Origin of the sequence: Pseudomonas mercuritolerans (assembly GCF_025706525.1) — a bacterium.
Taxonomy (GTDB): domain Bacteria; phylum Pseudomonadota; class Gammaproteobacteria; order Pseudomonadales; family Pseudomonadaceae; genus Aquipseudomonas; species Aquipseudomonas mercuritolerans.
The window spans coordinates 764,596-780,607 of sequence record NZ_JAMSHA010000003.1; the positions used below are offsets into that span (position 1 = coordinate 764,596).

At 60.2% G+C, this 16,012-nt stretch carries 13 protein-coding genes; 4 read left to right on the forward strand and 9 right to left on the reverse strand.

The window, feature by feature from the left end; genetic code table 11:
- Positions 1-8 precede the first annotated feature (8 nt).
- Both ND528_RS11995 and ND528_RS12000 read left to right on the forward strand, forming a co-directional pair.
- Positions 9-575, forward strand: coding sequence for a CsiV family protein (locus ND528_RS11995; protein ID WP_071173055.1), 567 nt, complete (start codon positions 9-11; stop codon positions 573-575).
- A gap of 11 nt (positions 576-586) precedes the next feature.
- A complete protein-coding gene (locus ND528_RS12000) occupies positions 587-3,277 on the forward strand; it encodes a DEAD/DEAH box helicase (RefSeq protein ID WP_263470395.1) in 2,691 nt (896 codons plus the stop codon).
- Positions 3,278-3,400: 123 nt separating this feature from the next.
- On the opposite strand, the gene ND528_RS12005 is transcribed toward ND528_RS12000, so the two are convergent.
- The 4 genes from ND528_RS12005 to ND528_RS12020 all read right to left on the reverse strand — a co-directional run bounded on the left by ND528_RS12005 (position 3,401) and on the right by ND528_RS12020 (position 9,330).
- Positions 3,401-6,694: a DEAD/DEAH box helicase gene (locus tag ND528_RS12005; protein WP_263470396.1), complete on the reverse strand. Its 3,294-nt coding sequence runs from the start codon at positions 6,692-6,694 to the stop codon at positions 3,401-3,403.
- A gap of 9 nt (positions 6,695-6,703) precedes the next feature.
- Positions 6,704-7,441 carry an S-methyl-5'-thioinosine phosphorylase gene (locus ND528_RS12010; protein ID WP_016775487.1) on the reverse strand — a complete coding sequence of 246 codons (738 nt, stop codon included), beginning with the start codon at positions 7,439-7,441 and terminating at the stop codon, positions 6,704-6,706.
- 12 nt (positions 7,442-7,453) lie between these two features.
- Complete coding sequence (nagZ, locus tag ND528_RS12015) at positions 7,454-8,464, reverse strand: beta-N-acetylhexosaminidase (RefSeq protein WP_130909894.1); 1,011 nt, start codon at positions 8,462-8,464, stop codon at positions 7,454-7,456.
- A 158-nt stretch (positions 8,465-8,622) separates the two neighbouring features.
- Entirely contained in the window at positions 8,623-9,330 is a 708-nt protein-coding gene (locus ND528_RS12020) for a TetR/AcrR family transcriptional regulator (RefSeq protein ID WP_130909895.1), read from the reverse strand.
- 229 nt (positions 9,331-9,559) lie between these two features.
- Here ND528_RS12020 and lexA point away from each other — a divergent pair, with 229 nt between their 5' ends.
- Complete coding sequence (gene lexA / locus ND528_RS12025; RefSeq protein WP_016775490.1) at positions 9,560-10,168, forward strand: transcriptional repressor LexA; 609 nt, start codon at positions 9,560-9,562, stop codon at positions 10,166-10,168.
- Positions 10,169-10,178: 10 nt separating this feature from the next.
- On the forward strand, positions 10,179-10,652 hold the full coding sequence (sulA, locus tag ND528_RS12030) for an SOS-induced cell division inhibitor SulA (RefSeq protein WP_041477346.1): 474 nt from the start codon (positions 10,179-10,181) through the stop codon (positions 10,650-10,652).
- A gap of 96 nt (positions 10,653-10,748) precedes the next feature.
- Here the strand turns inward: sulA and ND528_RS12035 are convergent, their stop codons facing one another.
- From ND528_RS12035 to fadA, 5 genes are all read right to left on the reverse strand, one after another.
- Positions 10,749-10,982, reverse strand: a complete 234-nt coding sequence (locus ND528_RS12035) for a hypothetical protein (RefSeq protein ID WP_007953047.1) — start codon at positions 10,980-10,982, stop codon at positions 10,749-10,751.
- Positions 10,983-11,088: 106 nt separating this feature from the next.
- Positions 11,089-11,613, reverse strand: a complete 525-nt coding sequence (locus ND528_RS12040) for a DUF6586 family protein (protein WP_263470397.1) — start codon at positions 11,611-11,613, stop codon at positions 11,089-11,091.
- 144 nt (positions 11,614-11,757) lie between these two features.
- The gene (topA, locus tag ND528_RS12045; RefSeq protein WP_016775493.1) at positions 11,758-14,391 is read right to left on the reverse strand and encodes a type I DNA topoisomerase; all 2,634 of its coding nucleotides are present in this window, start codon (positions 14,389-14,391) and stop codon (positions 11,758-11,760) included.
- A 114-nt stretch (positions 14,392-14,505) separates the two neighbouring features.
- A complete protein-coding gene (locus tag ND528_RS12050) occupies positions 14,506-14,742 on the reverse strand; it encodes a DUF1653 domain-containing protein (protein ID WP_016775494.1) in 237 nt (78 codons plus the stop codon).
- A 93-nt stretch (positions 14,743-14,835) separates the two neighbouring features.
- Entirely contained in the window at positions 14,836-16,011 is a 1,176-nt protein-coding gene (fadA, locus tag ND528_RS12055) for an acetyl-CoA C-acyltransferase FadA (RefSeq protein WP_016775495.1), read from the reverse strand.
- Between the last annotated feature and the right edge of the window lies 1 nt (position 16,012).

The window sequence follows — 16,012 nt, forward strand, 5'->3', positions numbered from 1 at the left end:
GACGCCCGATGCGCCTGTTCCGCTCTCTGACTTTGTTGCTTGCACTTGCAGCACCGACGGCGTTTGCCGATGACACGTATCAGGTCGAAATGATCCTGGTGCGCCAGAATGCCGTCCCGGCCATCGTCAGCCGCGCCGCCCCGGAAGACTGGGCCGCAGGCGCCCAGCGTCTGGGTAGCGACAGCCAGCGCACCCCGGCGTTGAATGATGTAGTGAGCAAACTCACCGCCAGCGGCGAGTACACCGTGCTGATGCACAAAGCCTGGCAGCAGAGCCTCGGCGAAGCGCCGGCGAAAGTCGCAGTCAGCGAAGGTCAGGAGCAGTTCGGCCAGTTCCCCATCGAGGGCACGCTGGAAATGAAACTCGGCCGCTTCACCGACGTGACTGCCGATTTCTGGGTCAATCAGATCGACGCTAATGGCCTGGTCACTGCCAGTGAGCGCCTGCGTCAGGACAGCCACACCAAGAACGGCCAGCTCAATTACCTCGACAACGGTCATCTGGCCCTGCTGATCAAGATCACTTCCCTGACCGCGCCAGCGCCTCGCGAAGCGCCTGAAGTCGTGCCGGACTGATCGAAGTCCTTATGCCGCCGCCCCTGAGCAAACCGCTGGCCCCGTCGTGGGTCAGCCGATTCAAAGAACAGAGTCTGGAGCGCGGCCGCCGCTACGCTTTGGAGAATCGAGTGCGCATCGCCCAGGTCGGCGATGCGACCATCACCGCCAGTTGCGAAGGCTCCGGCGGCAGTGTTTACCGGCAAACCATCCATCTGCGTGAGTCAGCCAAAGCGACGCTGTTGCTGGTCGACGCCACCTGCACCTGCCCGGTGCGCAGCAATTGCAAACATTGCGCGGCGGTGCTGCTGAAAATCCAGGAAACCCTCGACTACCCCGCCGCCGCTAAAGATGCCGAGCTGCTGGAGAAGCTCCAGGCCGTGCTGGAAAACCGTAGCCCGAAAGCGCCGCCGCAAGTGCTGGTGGACAACGTGCAACCGGTGCCACGCCTGTGGCTGGCCAGTGTCGAGTTCAGCGCCTTCGAGCCGCGCAACGGCAAGATGCAGCGCTACATTCAGCATCGCGCGGCACTGTCGTTCAGCTATCTGGACGAATACGTCAGCGGGCAAAAACACAGCGATATCCTGATCCGTCAGGAAGCCCAGACCCTGCGAATAAAACGTCACCCGGACGTCGAACAGTCCTACCGCGAACAGTTACGCATCCTCGGTTTCCGCATCGCCACAAGGCAGAGCAAAGCGCTGCCGGAAAGCGCCGGCGAACTCTACGAGATGGTCAACGACAGCGCCTGGCTGACCTTCACGCTGAATGACTTGCCGAAATTGCGCAGCCAAGGCTGGGAGTTGCAGATCGATGAGGAATTCGGCTTCGACCTGACCGCCGTCGACGACTGGTACGCCACCGTCGAACAGGCGCCGGAGCGCGACTGGTTCGATCTGGAACTGGGCATCATCGTCAACGGCGAGCGCCTGAGCCTGCTGCCGATCCTGCTGAATCTGATGCGCTCGCACACCGAGATCCTCAACCCGGAACGCCTCGCCCGCCGTCGCGATGACGAGCTGATTCTGGTCAACATTCCGCAACGCAGCAGCGAGCATGGGCCGTTGCAAGTGGCGCTGCCGCTCGGTCGCTTGAAGCCGGTATTGATGACGCTGGGCGAGTTCTATTTGCAGGAGCCGGGCGAAACCACCCTGCGCCTGAGCAAGGCCGACGCCACCCGGCTCAATTCGCTGGAAGGCCTGCCGCTGTTGTGGGAAGGCGGCGAGCAGATGCGCACCTTCGCCCAGCGGCTGCGCGACATCCGCGATTTCACGGCCGAAGCGCCGCAAGGTCTGAATGCAACGCTGCGCCCGTATCAGCTTGAAGGCTTGAGCTGGATGCAATCGCTGCGACAACTCGAAGTCGGCGGCATTCTCGCGGACGACATGGGCCTGGGCAAAACCCTACAGACCCTGGCGCATATTCTCAGCGAGAAGAACGCCGGACGCCTCGATCGTCCGTGCATGGTGGTGATGCCGACCAGCCTGATTCCGAACTGGCTCGATGAGGCGGCGCACTTCACCCCGCAACTGAAAGTCCTCGCGCTATATGGCGCCACGCGCAAGAAACACTTCGACAATCTGGCCGACTTCGACCTGATCCTCACCACTTACGCCCTGTTGCCCAAGGACCTCGAGCGCCTGGCCAAACAGCCGTTGCACGTGTTGGTGCTGGACGAAGCGCAATACATCAAGAACCCCAACAGCAAAGCCGCCCAGGCCGCGCGCGAGCTGAATGCGCGCCAGCGCCTGTGCCTCAGCGGCACGCCGCTGGAGAACCACTTGGGCGAACTCTGGTCGCTATTCCACTTCCTGTTGCCGGGCTGGCTCGGCGACGTGAAAAGCTTCAATGCCGATTACCGTGTGCCGATCGAAAAGCGCGGCAGTGAAGTCAGACTGCAACACCTTAACGGTCGGATAAAACCGTTTCTGCTGCGCCGCACCAAAGAGCAGGTCGCCACGGAGCTGCCGCCGAAAACCGAAATCATCCATTGGGTCGAACTCAACGAAGCGCAGCGCGACGTGTACGAGACCATGCGCCTGGCGATGGACAAGAAAGTCCGTGATGAGATCACTCGCAAAGGCGTGGCACGCAGTCAGATCATCATTCTCGAAGCACTGCTCAAGCTGCGCCAGGTCTGCTGCGATCTGCGCCTGGTCAACGACGCCACCCTGCCGGCACGCGGCAGCACCTCGGGCAAGCTCGACAGCCTGATGGAAATGCTTGAAGAGTTGTTCGAGGAAGGTCGGCGGATTCTGCTGTTTTCGCAGTTCACTTCGATGCTGACCTTGATCGAAGAGGAATTGAAAAAACGCAAGATCGCTTACGCCCTCCTCACTGGCCAGACCCGTGACCGGCGTACACCGGTGAAGGAATTCCAGAGCGGCACGCGTCAGATCTTTCTGATCAGCCTGAAGGCCGGTGGCGTCGGTTTGAACCTGACCGAAGCCGATACGGTGATTCACTACGATCCGTGGTGGAACCCGGCAACCGAGAATCAGGCGACGGACCGGGCCTATCGCATTGGCCAGGAAAAACCGGTGTTTGTCTACAAGATGATTGCCCGGGGCACGGTGGAAGAGAAGATTCAGCACCTGCAGAAGGAAAAGTCTGACCTGGCCGCGGGCGTGCTCGATGGGCGCAAGGCCGGGGACTGGAAGTTGCAGAGCGATGATATCGAAGCGCTGTTTGCGCCGTTGCCGGACAAGATCGACAAGCGCTGAAAGCGGCGTCGCTGGCCAGATAGCTTTTCGCGAGCAGGCTCGCTCCCACACGATCCAGATTCACTGAAGATCAAATGTGGGAGCGAGCCCGCTCGCGAATGGCCCCACTGCGATTCAAACCCCTCAATCCCTGGTAACCGGCAAAGGCGCAAACAGCGCCTCGATATCACTCTGTTCCAGTTTGAATCCACCCGTCGTGCCACCCTCCAGTACCGCCCCGGCCAGCGCAGCCTTCTCCTGCTGCAACGCCTGGATCTTCTCTTCGACGGTGCCTTTGGCAATCAACTTGTAGACGAACACCGGATTGTTCTGGCCGATGCGATACGCCCGATCAGTCGCCTGATTCTCCACCGCCGGGTTCCACCAAGGATCGAAGTGAATCACCGTGTCCGCCGCCGTCAGGTTCAGACCGGTACCCCCGGCCTTGAGGCTGATCAGGAACAACGGCACCTTGCCGCCCTGGAAATCCTTCACCGGCGTGCGCCGATCGGTGGTGTCGCCGGTCAGCAACGAGTAGGCAAGCCCGCGTTGCTGCAACTCCTGCTCAATCAGCGCGAGCATCGAGGTGAACTGCGAGAACAGCAAAATGCGCCGCCCTTCGCCGAGCAGTTCTTCGAGCATCTCCATCAGGCTGATCAGCTTGCCGCTGCCCGAGCGCAACGCCTTCGCCGTGAGCGGCATATTGACCAGGCGCAGATCGCAGCAGACCTGACGCAGCTTGAGCAGTGCATCGAGGATGATGATCTGACTGCGCGCCACGCCGCTGCGGGCGATTTCGTCGCGGACCTTTTTGTCCATCGCCACGCGCACCGTCTCATAGACGTCGCGCTGACCATCGCTGAGTTCGACCCAGTGGATGATCTCGGTTTTCGGCGGCAACTCGGTGGCGACCTGATCCTTCTTGCGTCGCAGCAAAAACGGCTTGATGCGCGCGGTCAGGTGCTGCATGCGCTGCACATTGCCGTGCTTCTCGATCGGTGTGCGGTAATCGCGGTTAAAGGATTTGCTGTCGCCGAGCCAGCCGGGCATGAGGAAATGGAACTGCGACCACAGCTCACCGAGGTGGTTTTCCAGCGGCGTACCGCTCAGACACAAGCGCTGACGGGCCTGCAAGTCACGCGCGGCCTGGGCGGCTTTGCTCAGCGGGTTCTTGATGTTCTGCGCTTCGTCGAGAATCAGCACGCTCCACGACTGCGGCTGCAAGATTTCCAGATCCCTGGGCAGCAATGCGTAAGTGGTCAGCACCAAGTCGTATTCGCCCAGATTGGCAAAGTCCTTTTGCCGCCCGGTGCCGTGCAGCGCCAGGACTTTCAACTGCGGCGTGAAGCGCTCGGCTTCGTCGAGCCAGTTGGGAATCAGGCTGGTGGGCATCACCGCCAGTGCCGGACAGTCCAGACGCCCGGCGTGTTTCTCCGTGAGCAGATGCGCCAGGGTCTGCAGGGTTTTACCCAGGCCCATGTCATCGCCCAAAATGCCGCCGACCTCCAGCTCGCGCAGGGTCTGCATCCAGTTCAGGCCTTCGAGCTGATACGGGCGCAGTTGCGCATTGAGGCCGGCCGGCGCAGCAACCTGGGCGTGACTGGAATTCTGCAGACGCTTGGCAAAAGTGCGCAGACGTTCGCCGCCCTGCCAATCCAGCGGCACGCCATCGAGCATACTCAGACGCGCGGCGTCGGGAGCGGTCAAGCGCAGCGCATCACCCTGATGGCCGCCCAGGTACAGCTCGCCCAGCGTCGCCATCAGCGGTTTGACCCGACTCAGCGGCAACGCGACTTTGGCGCCCGCCGGCTCGCCAAAACCGCTGGGCTTGAGCTCGATCAGGAGTTTTTCATCATCGCTGCGCTGCGCCAGATTGACCGGGTCGAGCAAGCGCGGCTGGGTTCGCAACAGGTGCAGAAGGATCGGCAGCAAGCTGTAGCGCTCGCCGTTGACGACGATACCCAACTGCAGATCAAACCACTGATGCGTGGCCTCTTCTTCGACCTCGGCGTACCACTGTTCAACCGGTTGTACATCGAAATGGAAACCGGGACTGATCTCGATTTTCCAGTCTGCGGCGCGCAGTGTGGCCAGCCCTTCGTGCATGAACCCGAGCCAGGCGGAATCATCCGGCAAGGTAAACATCTCGCCAGGACGATCCATTGCACTCTTGCGCGTGGCTTTCTTGAAGCCATGTTTTTGCAGGTTCTGGCGCAGCTTCTTTTCCAGCGCAGGTTGACGCTGAATGCGCTGGGTTTCGCTGCCATTGAGGATCATCACTTCCGGGTTGCGGTCCACCGCTGGATGACCGTTGTAGGTAAACAGCAGAGCGGCGCGGTGTTCCAGCACATATTCCCAGCGCGAGCGTTCTCGGCCGCTGACCAGGGTCAGTTGCGGCTGCGGCAGCACGTCATCGATGATCCGTTCGGTGAGCTTGTGTGGTGGCGCAATTTGGGTCGCCGCGCTCATGCGATGGCTGAACTGCATGGCCTGACGCGCCGGAACGTCTGGCGCCAGGGTCAAATGGCAGGCGAGCTTTTCTTCCAGCTCAGTGAACAGCGGGCCAACCTGGCGCTGCTCGCGATCAAGATAATAAAGCGGCTCCAGCGCCAGCACGGTTTCCTGCGTGGCTTCGGCACTGCTCCATTGCGCGCGGAATCCGCCGTCAGCCTGCTCGGCCCAAGAGAACTGACCCACGCGTTTCGCCCCCGGTGTCAGCGCTCGCAGGTCTTCGAAGTCGAGGAACAGCCGCGAGGTGCGCAGGAGCATTTCCAGCAGTTCGGCGCCACTGCTGCCTTCCAGCGGATAGCCGCTGTAATAGGCGTGATGGGAATGCATGGCGACCAACAGCCGGGCGATGCGCAGATCCAGCTCGGACAGGTAGCCGGGCTGGCGCATGAGCATTTCCGCGAGCGAGTACATCGGTTTGACTTCGCGTAACTCGCCGCTCTTGAGCTGGTAGACCTTGAAAATATCCAGCAGCCACTTGCCGTTCGCAGACGTCGGCTTGAGCTTGTAAAACAGACGCGTACCTGCGGTTTGCGCACTTTCTTCAGCGGGCTTGGCCGGCACGGGAATTGTCGAAAGCCAATGCTCCAGCGCTCGTCCCAACGGGGTCTGCGCGTCACTTCCAGACGCATCCTCGCCAGTGCCCAGCAGGTGATAGAGCACCGCTGCGCTGTGCTTGCAGTCGATTGCAACAGGACAGCTGCACAGGCAACGCAGGTTTACCGACCCCAGCCGATCTTCGGACAGATAAATGCTTTGCTCATACGCCTGAAGTTGCGAGCCGACGCAGAACGCCTCTATCTTCCTTTCATCGATCTCGAGGATCTCGACCCGGTCATCGGCGGCATAAGCCCGGGCCTTGGCCAACGCCTTGCTACTGAATGCGTGGGTCCATGTCAGCCCTTTGAGCCGCTCGATGAAAATGCTCATGGACAGTCCTTAGCTGGCCAGCACCCGGGCCAACGTTGATTTCACCTTGCCCATGCCGTCGTGCAGGGCCTGCTCGATTTCTGCCATGGTGATGACTTCGGTGGTCTTGCCGGCTGCAGGATTCACCACCAGCGCCAGACAGGCGTAATCCAGATCCAGCTCACGGGCAAGCGCCGCTTCCGGCATGCCGGTCATGCCGACGATGTCGCAGCCGTCACGTTCCAGTCGCACGATCTCGGCAACCGTTTCCAGACGCGGTCCCTGGGTGCAGGCGTACACGCCTTGATCGCTGTATTCGCAGCCTTCGGCGGCGACTGCGGCAATCAATTGCTGACGCAACGGCTCGCTGTAGGGAAAGCTGAAATCGATGTGGGTGACGTGCTCCAGATCATCAGCGAAATAGGTGTGCTCGCGCCCGCTGGTGTAGTCGACGATCTGGTGCGGCACACAGAAATGCCCGGTGCCCATGGCCGGATGAATCCCGCCAACGGCATTCACCGCGATGATCGCTTCGGCACCGGCCTGCTTCAACGCCCAGAGGTTGGCGCGGTAGTTGACCTTGTGCGGCGGGAAACGATGGGGGTGACCGTGACGGGCGAGGAACAGCACTTCCTTGCCAGCGTACTCACCGATCTGCACCTCAGCCGAAGGCGCGCCGTAAGGAGTGTCGACTGCCAGCGACTGACGAATGCTCAAGCCTTCGAGCTGAGTCAGGCCGGTGCCACCGATGATTGCGTAAACGGTCATAACGAAAAATCCTTAATCGATCAGTTGAGCGTCTTTGAGCGCGCCGAGGGCGGTGAGCCAACGCGGGTCCTGACGATAATCGGTGCTGGCGAAGGCCTGCCCGCGCATCTTCGCGATGCGCGCGGAAGGCTTGACCTTCATGCGCTGGGCGGCACTCAACGCGAGCTCGGCTGCCGCGCGGTCGTTGCATACCAGACCCATGTCGCAACCGGCACTCAGCGCGGCTTCGATGCGGCTGGCAGCGTCGCCGACCACGTGGGCGCCGGCCATCGACAGATCATCGCTGAAGATCACGCCGTCGAACTGCAACTCGCCGCGCAGGATGTCCTGCAGCCAGCGTCGGGAAAAACCGGCGGGCTGTGCATCGACTTGCGGATAGATGACGTGGGCTGGCATCACGGCGGCCAGTTGTTTGCTGAGTTTGGCGAAGGGCACCAGATCATTGGCGCGGATCTCGTCGAGGCTGCGCTCGTCGTTCGGAATCGCCACATGGGAGTCGGCTTCGGCCCAGCCGTGGCCCGGGAAATGTTTGCCGGTGGCGGCCATGCCGGCGCTGTTCATGCCGCGAATGAATGCACCGGCGAGCAAGGCTGCGCGCTCGGGATCGCCTTCGAATGAACGGGTACCGACCACAGCGCTGCGCTGATAGTCCAGGTCCAATACAGGGGCGAAACTCAAGTCGAGCCCGACCGCCAGCACTTCGGTGGCCATGATCCAGCCGCATTGCTCGGCGAGGTATTCGGCGTTCGGGTTATCAGCGATGGCGCGCATCGCTGGCAGACGGACGAACCCCTGACGCAGGCGCTGCACGCGCCCACCTTCCTGATCCACCGCCAGCAGCAGATCCGGACGAATCGCGCGGATCGCGGCGCTGAGTTCGCGCACCTGGCGTGGATGCTCGATATTGCGGGCGAAAATGATCAGGCCGCCCACTTCGGGCTGACGCAACAATTGGCGATCTTCGGCCGTCAGCCAGGTACCGGCGACGTCCACCATCAACGAGCCTTGCAGGCCAGCAGTCATAGAGATTCCTTGAAAACGAAAAACCCGATCTGCTTGCATTCGCTACCGTGGGCATTGCCCGGACGGTCAGCAGAATTCATGCAGATCGGGTTCAGTACGAGAGTCGGCATGGCCGGCTAGCTTAGCGGATACCAGCTGCCGCGCCCACCCGTGCGCGGTCAAACCTTGGCGGCGACCGGCATGGATTTGCTGCGCGGACGCAATTGCGCACTGGCCATGGCTGTATCGGTGACGCCGGTTTCGGCGCGCATGCCGGCAGCGAGGAACGGCACCATCAGGCGCATCACTTGTTCGATGGAAGTATTGACGCCGAAATCGGTCTCGGCAATCGCACGTAAGGCCTTGATCCCGGACATGCTGAACGCTGCGGCGCCAAGCATGAAGTGCACGCGCCAGAACAGTTCGATCGGCGGAATGCGTGGCGCCGCTTCATTGACCAGCAGCATGTAGCGGCGGAACACCTTGCCGTACATGTCTTCCAGATAACGCCGCAAGTGGCCCTGGCTTTGACTGAACGCGAGGCCGAGCAAGCGCATGAAGATCGACAGGTCATTACCGCTGCGAGGCTGCACGACGAGCGCTTGCTCGACAAGAATCTCCAGCAGCTCCTCGAGGGTCGGCTTGTTGTCCGGCTTGGCCTGCCGGCGCTCCAGCTCTTTATCGAGACTGGCGCAGAACGGACCGAGGAAGCGCGAGAACACCGCCTGGATCAGCGCCTTTTTCGAGCCGAAGTGATAATTCACCGCAGCCAGATTGACGCCAGCCTTGCTGGTGATCAAACGCAATGAGGTTTCAGCGAATCCTTTCTCCGCGAACAACTGCTCGGCAGCATCAAGAATGCGTTCAACGGTTTCCGACTGGGCCATGGCTACTCCGCCTGACAAACACTTGTTTGAAACATACGTTTCAGCCTGTGCCTTGTCAAGCCTGCCGGTTCGTTTTGGGAATGGTCGGTCAGCTATTTAACCACACAAGGCGCCAGCATTAATAAGCGCCCTTCGCGACCGCTCGGCGGGCGGCAAAAAAACGCCCATTGCCAAGACCGCTTCACTGTATATAATCCCAGTCACTGTATAAAAAGACAGAGCGATCAATATGCTAAAGCTGACGCCACGCCAAGCCGAGATACTGGCCTTTATCAAACGTTGCCTCGAAGACAACGGCTATCCGCCCACCCGCGCGGAAATCGCTCAGGAACTGGGTTTCAAATCGCCGAATGCGGCAGAAGAGCATCTTAAAGCCCTGGCCCGCAAGGGCGCGATCGAAATGACGCCCGGCGCTTCTCGCGGCATCCGCATTCCCGGCTTCGAAGCCAAGGCCGACGATTCCACCCTGCCGATCATCGGCCGAGTGGCTGCCGGCGCGCCGATTCTCGCCCAGCAGCACATCGAAGAATCCTGCAACATCAACCCGACCTTCTTCCATCCTCGCGCCGACTACCTGTTGCGTGTGCACGGCATGAGCATGAAGGACATCGGCATCTTCGACGGTGACCTGCTGGCAGTGCACACCACCCGCGAAGCGCGTAACGGTCAGGTTGTGGTTGCCCGTATCGGCGACGAGGTGACGGTCAAACGCTTCAAGCGTGAAGGCAGCAAAGTCTGGCTGATCGCCGAAAACCCCGAGTTCGCCCCTATCGAAGTCGACCTGAAAGATCAGGAACTGGTGATCGAAGGCTTGAGTGTCGGCGTCATTCGCCGCTAAAGGAGGCTTTATGCAGTTCCCACACACACCGCAGCAAACCCAACTGCCTTTATTCGAAGCGTTTCTGGCGCAGCCTATCGCGCCGATCCTCAAAGACGTGGTCGAGCGCGACTGGAATGCCAAGCCTGACGCTTTCAGTGAGCTGTCATTGCGCGGTGCGGCCGGGAATTGCCTGAACCTGCTCGCCCCGATCCTTCGCGAACTCAGTGAAGACCAGGATGCACGCTGGCTCACATTGATCGCTCCGCCCGCCAGCCTGACGCAAACCTGGCTGCGCGATGCTGGCCTGAACCGCGAACGCATTCTTCTGCTGCAACCGCGCGGCACTCAGAGTGCTCAGCAACTGGCGTGCGAAGCGTTGCGACTGGGTCGCAGCCACACCGTGGTGACCTGGCTAAACCCGTTGAATGCCAATTCCCGGCAACAACTGATCAGCGCCGCGCGTACGGGCGAAGCTCAGAGCCTGAACATTCGTTTGGGTTGATTGATGGTAGTGCGCGCTGTGTGAAGCGCAGGGCTTCTCCAAGGACAGAGAAGCCGATCTGAAGCGCAAGCGACCGAGCAAAGGCCAAAGCGTGAATCAATGAAGAACCCGCGGCCCCTCATCCTTATCAAACTCGCCTTCAACCATGCGACCTGCCATCTGCACGCCAACGCTCAACATCGCTTTGGCGATTTCAACGTGCTGGCCTTGCAGGAACGCCTTGGCATCCTCGGAGAAATCCAGCGTCACCAGAGAACCTTCGTCCTCAGCCCTGCGCAGTTCGATTCGGCCGTCTGGTAACTCGACAATTTCTAGAAAGGACGTTGGCATATAGGTCTGTTCTCCACGAAAGGCAGCGATTATATAGACATCATTCGAGCTTCGCTCAGGATCTTGACCAGCAGCATGTTTCAGATTGCCACTGCGCCAAACTACCTCAGCACTCGTTCAAGCCTTCGCGGAAACGCAGGGCCAGACCTTTCAGGTTCTGCCGCCAGCTCTCCAGCTCATCTCGACTCAAGTCTTCTGGCGCCTCTTCTTCATCAAGATTTACCGCTTGAATCAGCGGCTGCGTCACGTCGCCTTTCGGTTTGCGTGGCGCCCTCGGTGGCTGAAACAGTGCTGCGTGCGCCGCCAGCAGCTTGGCCAGCCAGGTTTCCGGATTGCCGGCCAGCTCGACCATTTCCGCCAGCTCCGGGATCGCGATGGACTCCAGCACTTCGCGCTTGAGCAACTCCTCTGCCCGCGGCGAATTGGCCTGCGGCAGACGATAAAAGCCGGCGATCTCATGACACAAACCCAGCAGTGCGCCGTAGAGGTGAAACAGCGCCGACTCGCGCCCGGCCTGGATCAGCGCCAGGGAATTCATCGCCCGCCCCTCTTCAGCACGAGCCAGAGCCTCGAGTGACAGGCCGGCGAAATAGATCTTCTGGTTGGTGCGGGTATAGAGTTCGTGGGCCATGACGGCAGCCTCCACAACGAAATAATTGCTTCACACAGGTCGGACAGTGTCGTGGATCAGCCGATGTCACCGCAAGCACAAAACAAAAAGGCCGCATGAAACCCCCAAGGTTTCATGCGGCCTTTTCGCTGTTCGGACTAACGCTTACTCAGCCTTGGCCTTTGCGCTGCGCTTGTCTTCAACAGTCCACTTGCCACCGTCGTAATAAGCCTTCCAGCCTGTAGGCTTGCCATCCACTTCGGTCTGCACGTATTGCTCCTTGGTCTTGCGGCTGTAGCGGATGACCGCTGGCAGACCGTCAGGATCCTTTTGCGGAGCCTCGCACAGGAAGTGGTACTTCGGATCGATCTCGTCCTTGTGCGGCAGAATCTCGATCACCAACGGAGCGCGGGTCTCGCGGTTTTTCGGGAACTGACTGGCAGCCAGGAACAGACCGGAGGCACCGTCGCGCAGGATGTAGGTATCGTTGACCTTCTCGCATTTCAGCTCAGGCATCTTCACCGGATCCATCTTCGGCGGCGCCGCGTCACCGCTCTTCAGCAGCTTGCGGGTGTTCTTGCACTCCGGGTTGGTGCAACCGAAGAACTTGCCAAAACGGCCGGTCTTGAGCTGCATCTCGCTGCCGCACTTATCGCATTCCAGACTCGGACCTTCATAGCCCTTGATGCGATAGCTGCCTTCTTCGATTTCATAACCGGCGCAATCCGGGTTGTTGCCGCAGATGTGCAACTTGCGCTTTTCGTCCAGCAGGTAGGCGTCCATCGCCGTGCTGCAGATCGGGCAGCGATGCTTGCCACGCAGTACCAACGATTCCGATTCGCCCTCGTCGTCCGCTGCGATTTCATCGCCCGGCACAAGGTTGACGGTAGCCTTGCAGCGCTCCTTCGGCGGCAGGCTGTAGCCCGAGCAGCCGAGGAACACGCCAGTCGATGCGGTACGAATCTGCATCGGACGACCGCACGTGGTGCACGGAATGTCAGTCATGACCGGCTGGTTGGCGCGCATGCCGCTGTCCGGGTTTTCCGCTACTTCGAGTTTCTTCTTGAAGTCGCCGTAGAACTCGTCCAGCACATTTTTCCAGTCGCGCTCGCCCTGCGCCACGTCATCGAGGTTCTCTTCCATGCCGGCGGTGAAGCCGTAGTCCATGAGATTGGAGAAGCTCTCGGACAGACGCTCGGTGACGATGTCGCCCATCTTTTCCGAGTAGAAACGACGGTTGTGCAGGGTCACATAACCGCGATCCTGAATGGTCGAAATGATCGCAGCGTAAGTCGAAGGACGACCGATGCCGCGCTTTTCCATTTCCTTGACCAGACTGGCCTCGGAGTAACGCGCCGGTGGCTTGGTGAAATGCTGCGACGGATCGAGCTTGATCAGCTTCATCACATCGCCCTGGGCCATGTCCGGCAGCACGTCATCATCGCCAGGCTTGGCAATCTGCGGCATCACCCGGGTGTAACCGTCGAACTTGAGGATACGGCCCTTGGCGCGCAGCTCGAAGTCGCCAGCGCCGACGCTGACGGTGGTCGACAGGTATTGCGCTGGCAGCATCTGGCAGGCGAGGAACTGGCGCCAGATCAGCTCGTACAGACGCTCGGCATCACGCTCCATGCCCGCCAGCTTGCTTGGCGTAGTGTTGGCGTCGGACGGACGAATCGCTTCGTGAGCCTCTTGCGCGCCTTCCTTGCTGCTGTAGACGTTCGGCGTTTCCGGCAGGTACTTCTTGCCGAACTCGTCTTCGATGTAAGTGCGCGCCATCGCCACGGCGTCGGCCGAGAGATTGGTCGAGTCGGTACGCATGTAAGTGATGTAGCCGGCTTCGTACAGACGCTGGGCCATCATCATGGTTTTCTTCACGCCGAAACCAAGGCGGTTGCTCGCAGCCTGCTGCAAGGTCGACGTGATGAACGGCGCCGATGGCTTGCTGCTGGTCGGTTTGTCTTCGCGCTTGACGATGCTGTAGCTGGAGGACTTGAGCTTCTCCAGCGCAGCCATGGCCTGGGCTTCGTTCAGCGGCTTGAAGGCTTCGCCTTTTTCGCGAGCCACTTCGAAACGCACGGTCGAGCCTTTGGCAGTGCCGAGATCGGCATGCACTTCCCAGTATTCTTCAGGGTTGAACGCACGAATTTCGCGCTCACGCTCGACGACCAGTTTCACGGCAACCGATTGCACGCGACCGGCGGACAGACCACGGGCGATCTTGGCCCACAGCAGCGGCGAGACCATGTAGCCGACGACGCGGTCGAGGAAACGACGCGCCTGCTGGGCGTTGACACGATCAATGTCCAGCTCGCCCGGCTCGGAGAAGGCTTCCTGAATCGCCTTCTTGGTGATCTCGTTGAACACCACGCGCTTGTAGCGGCTGTCGTCACCACCGATGGCTTCGCGCAGGTGCCAGGCAATGGCTTCCCCCTCGCGATCCAAGTCGGTTGCGAGATAGATGGTGTCAGCATCCTTGGCGAGCCGTCGCAGCTCTTCGATGACCTTCTCTTTGCCGGGAAGGATCTCGTACTGGGCTTTCCAGCCGTGCTCGGGATCGACGCCCATGCGCGAGACCAGCTGCTTGCGCGCTTTCTCTTTCGGCGAGAGCACCGGACCTTCGCCCGCAGCCGCCTTGCCGCGCTTGGCGGCTGGCTCTTTGCTTGCGCTAGCCGAACCGCTGGTGGGCAGGTCTCGGATATGGCCGATACTCGACTTCACCACGTATTGGTTACCCAGATACTTGTTGATGGTCTTGGCCTTAGCCGGGGATTCCACAATGACCAGCGATTTGCCCATGGATCAGAAAATTCCTGAATTCTAGAAGTGAAAGGCGGTTGGCGCCTGACGCGGCACCGCTATATATAGTTGATACAAGGTGAGGTCAAGCACAGGGTTGTCTGCGCAGTCGCCTCATGCCTTGTCAAAAAGGCTCGGTTCGGCTTGCACCAAAGCAAAGCGCGGCACCTGCTCGCCGTCAACTTCGACCGACTCGACGAACATGCTCAGCGGGCGCACCCAAAAGCCGTAATCGCCATACAGGGCTTGGTAAAAGACCACTTCTTCTTCGGTTTCGGAATGCCGCGCAACACTGAATACACGGTATTGCGGACCTTTGTAATGTTGGTAGAGCCCAGGTTGTATCGGCATGCTTCGGCCCTCACTGAAATCTTTTCAAAAATAAATAAAAAACCCAAAAACAAAAACCGGGGCACTGGGCCCCGGCTTCCATCGACGAGACGCTTAAACGCGTTCGAAGACGGTGGAGATGCCTTGGCCGAGACCAATGCACATAGTGGCCACCCCGAAGGTGCCGCTATTCTGCTTCATCACGTTCAACAGGGTGCCGGAAATACGTGCACCGGAGCAACCGAACGGGTGACCCAGGGCGATCGCGCCGCCGTGCAGGTTAACCTTCTCGTTCATCTTGTCGAGCACTTTCAGATCTTTCAGCACTGGCAAGGCCTGTGCGGCGAAAGCTTCGTTGAGCTCGAAGAAGTCGATATCGTTGATGCCAAGGCCCGCACGCTTCAGGGCTTTTTGTGTCGCCGGCACTGGACCATAGCCCATGATCGCCGGGTCCACACCCGCTACTGCCATCGAACGGATCACCGCCATCGGCTGGATACCCAGGTCCTGGGCACGCTGCGCCGACATCACGATCATGCACGAAGCACCGTCAGTGATCTGCGACGAAGTACCGGCAGTCACGGTGCCGCCCTTCGGATTGAATGCCGGCTTGAGCGCCGCCAGACTTTCCAGGGTGGTTTCCGGACGAATGGTTTCGTCGTAGTCGTACAGTTTCAGGAAACCGTTCTCGTCATAACCCTGCATCGGGATGATTTCGTCCTTGAACTTGCCTTCCACGGTTGCCTTGTGGGCCAACTGGTGGGAACGCACGCCAAAGGCATCCTGCTGCTCACGAGTGATGCCGTGCATCTTGCCAAGCATTTCAGCGGTCAGGCCCATCATGCCCGAGGCTTTCGCCGCGTACAGCGACATGTGCGGGTTCGGATCGACACCATGCATCATGCTCACGTGGCCCATGTGCTCGACGCCGCCGACCACGAACACGTCACCGTTGCCGGTCATGATCGCTTGCGCAGCGGTGTGCAGCGCGCTCATCGACGAACCGCACAGGCGACTGACGGTCTGGCCAGCAGAAGTGTGCGGGATCTGGGTCATCAGCGACGCCATGCGCGCGATGTTCCAGCCCTGTTCCAGGGTCTGGTTGACGCAGCCCCAGATCACGTCCTCGACTTCCGCCGGGTCGACCTTGCTGTTGCGTTCCAGCAGTTTGCTGATCAGGTGCGCCGACATATCTTCGGCGCGGGTGTTGCGGTGCATGCCGCCCTTGGAGCGGCCCATCGGAGTACGACCGAAGTCGACAATCACGACGTCTCTAGGATTCAAGCTCATA

Coding starts and splice junctions, on each gene's coding strand:
- lexA (WP_016775490.1), top strand. CDS start 9,560: ATGCTAAAGCTGACGCCACGCCAAGCCGAGATACTGGCCTTTATCAAA.
- ND528_RS12050 (WP_016775494.1), bottom strand. CDS start 14,742: ATGCCGATACAACCTGGGCTCTACCAACATTACAAAGGTCCGCAATAC.
- ND528_RS12000 (WP_263470395.1), top strand. CDS start 587: ATGCCGCCGCCCCTGAGCAAACCGCTGGCCCCGTCGTGGGTCAGCCGA.
- ND528_RS11995 (WP_071173055.1), top strand. CDS start 9: ATGCGCCTGTTCCGCTCTCTGACTTTGTTGCTTGCACTTGCAGCACCG.
- ND528_RS12020 (WP_130909895.1), bottom strand. CDS start 9,330: ATGGCCCAGTCGGAAACCGTTGAACGCATTCTTGATGCTGCCGAGCAG.
- ND528_RS12035 (WP_007953047.1), bottom strand. CDS start 10,982: ATGCCAACGTCCTTTCTAGAAATTGTCGAGTTACCAGACGGCCGAATC.
- nagZ (WP_130909894.1), bottom strand. CDS start 8,464: ATGACTGCTGGCCTGCAAGGCTCGTTGATGGTGGACGTCGCCGGTACC.
- sulA (WP_041477346.1), top strand. CDS start 10,179: ATGCAGTTCCCACACACACCGCAGCAAACCCAACTGCCTTTATTCGAA.
- ND528_RS12010 (WP_016775487.1), bottom strand. CDS start 7,441: ATGACCGTTTACGCAATCATCGGTGGCACCGGCCTGACTCAGCTCGAA.
- ND528_RS12040 (WP_263470397.1), bottom strand. CDS start 11,613: ATGGCCCACGAACTCTATACCCGCACCAACCAGAAGATCTATTTCGCC.
- ND528_RS12005 (WP_263470396.1), bottom strand. CDS start 6,694: ATGAGCATTTTCATCGAGCGGCTCAAAGGGCTGACATGGACCCACGCA.
- topA (WP_016775493.1), bottom strand. CDS start 14,391: ATGGGCAAATCGCTGGTCATTGTGGAATCCCCGGCTAAGGCCAAGACC.
- fadA (WP_016775495.1), bottom strand. CDS start 16,011: ATGAGCTTGAATCCTAGAGACGTCGTGATTGTCGACTTCGGTCGTACT.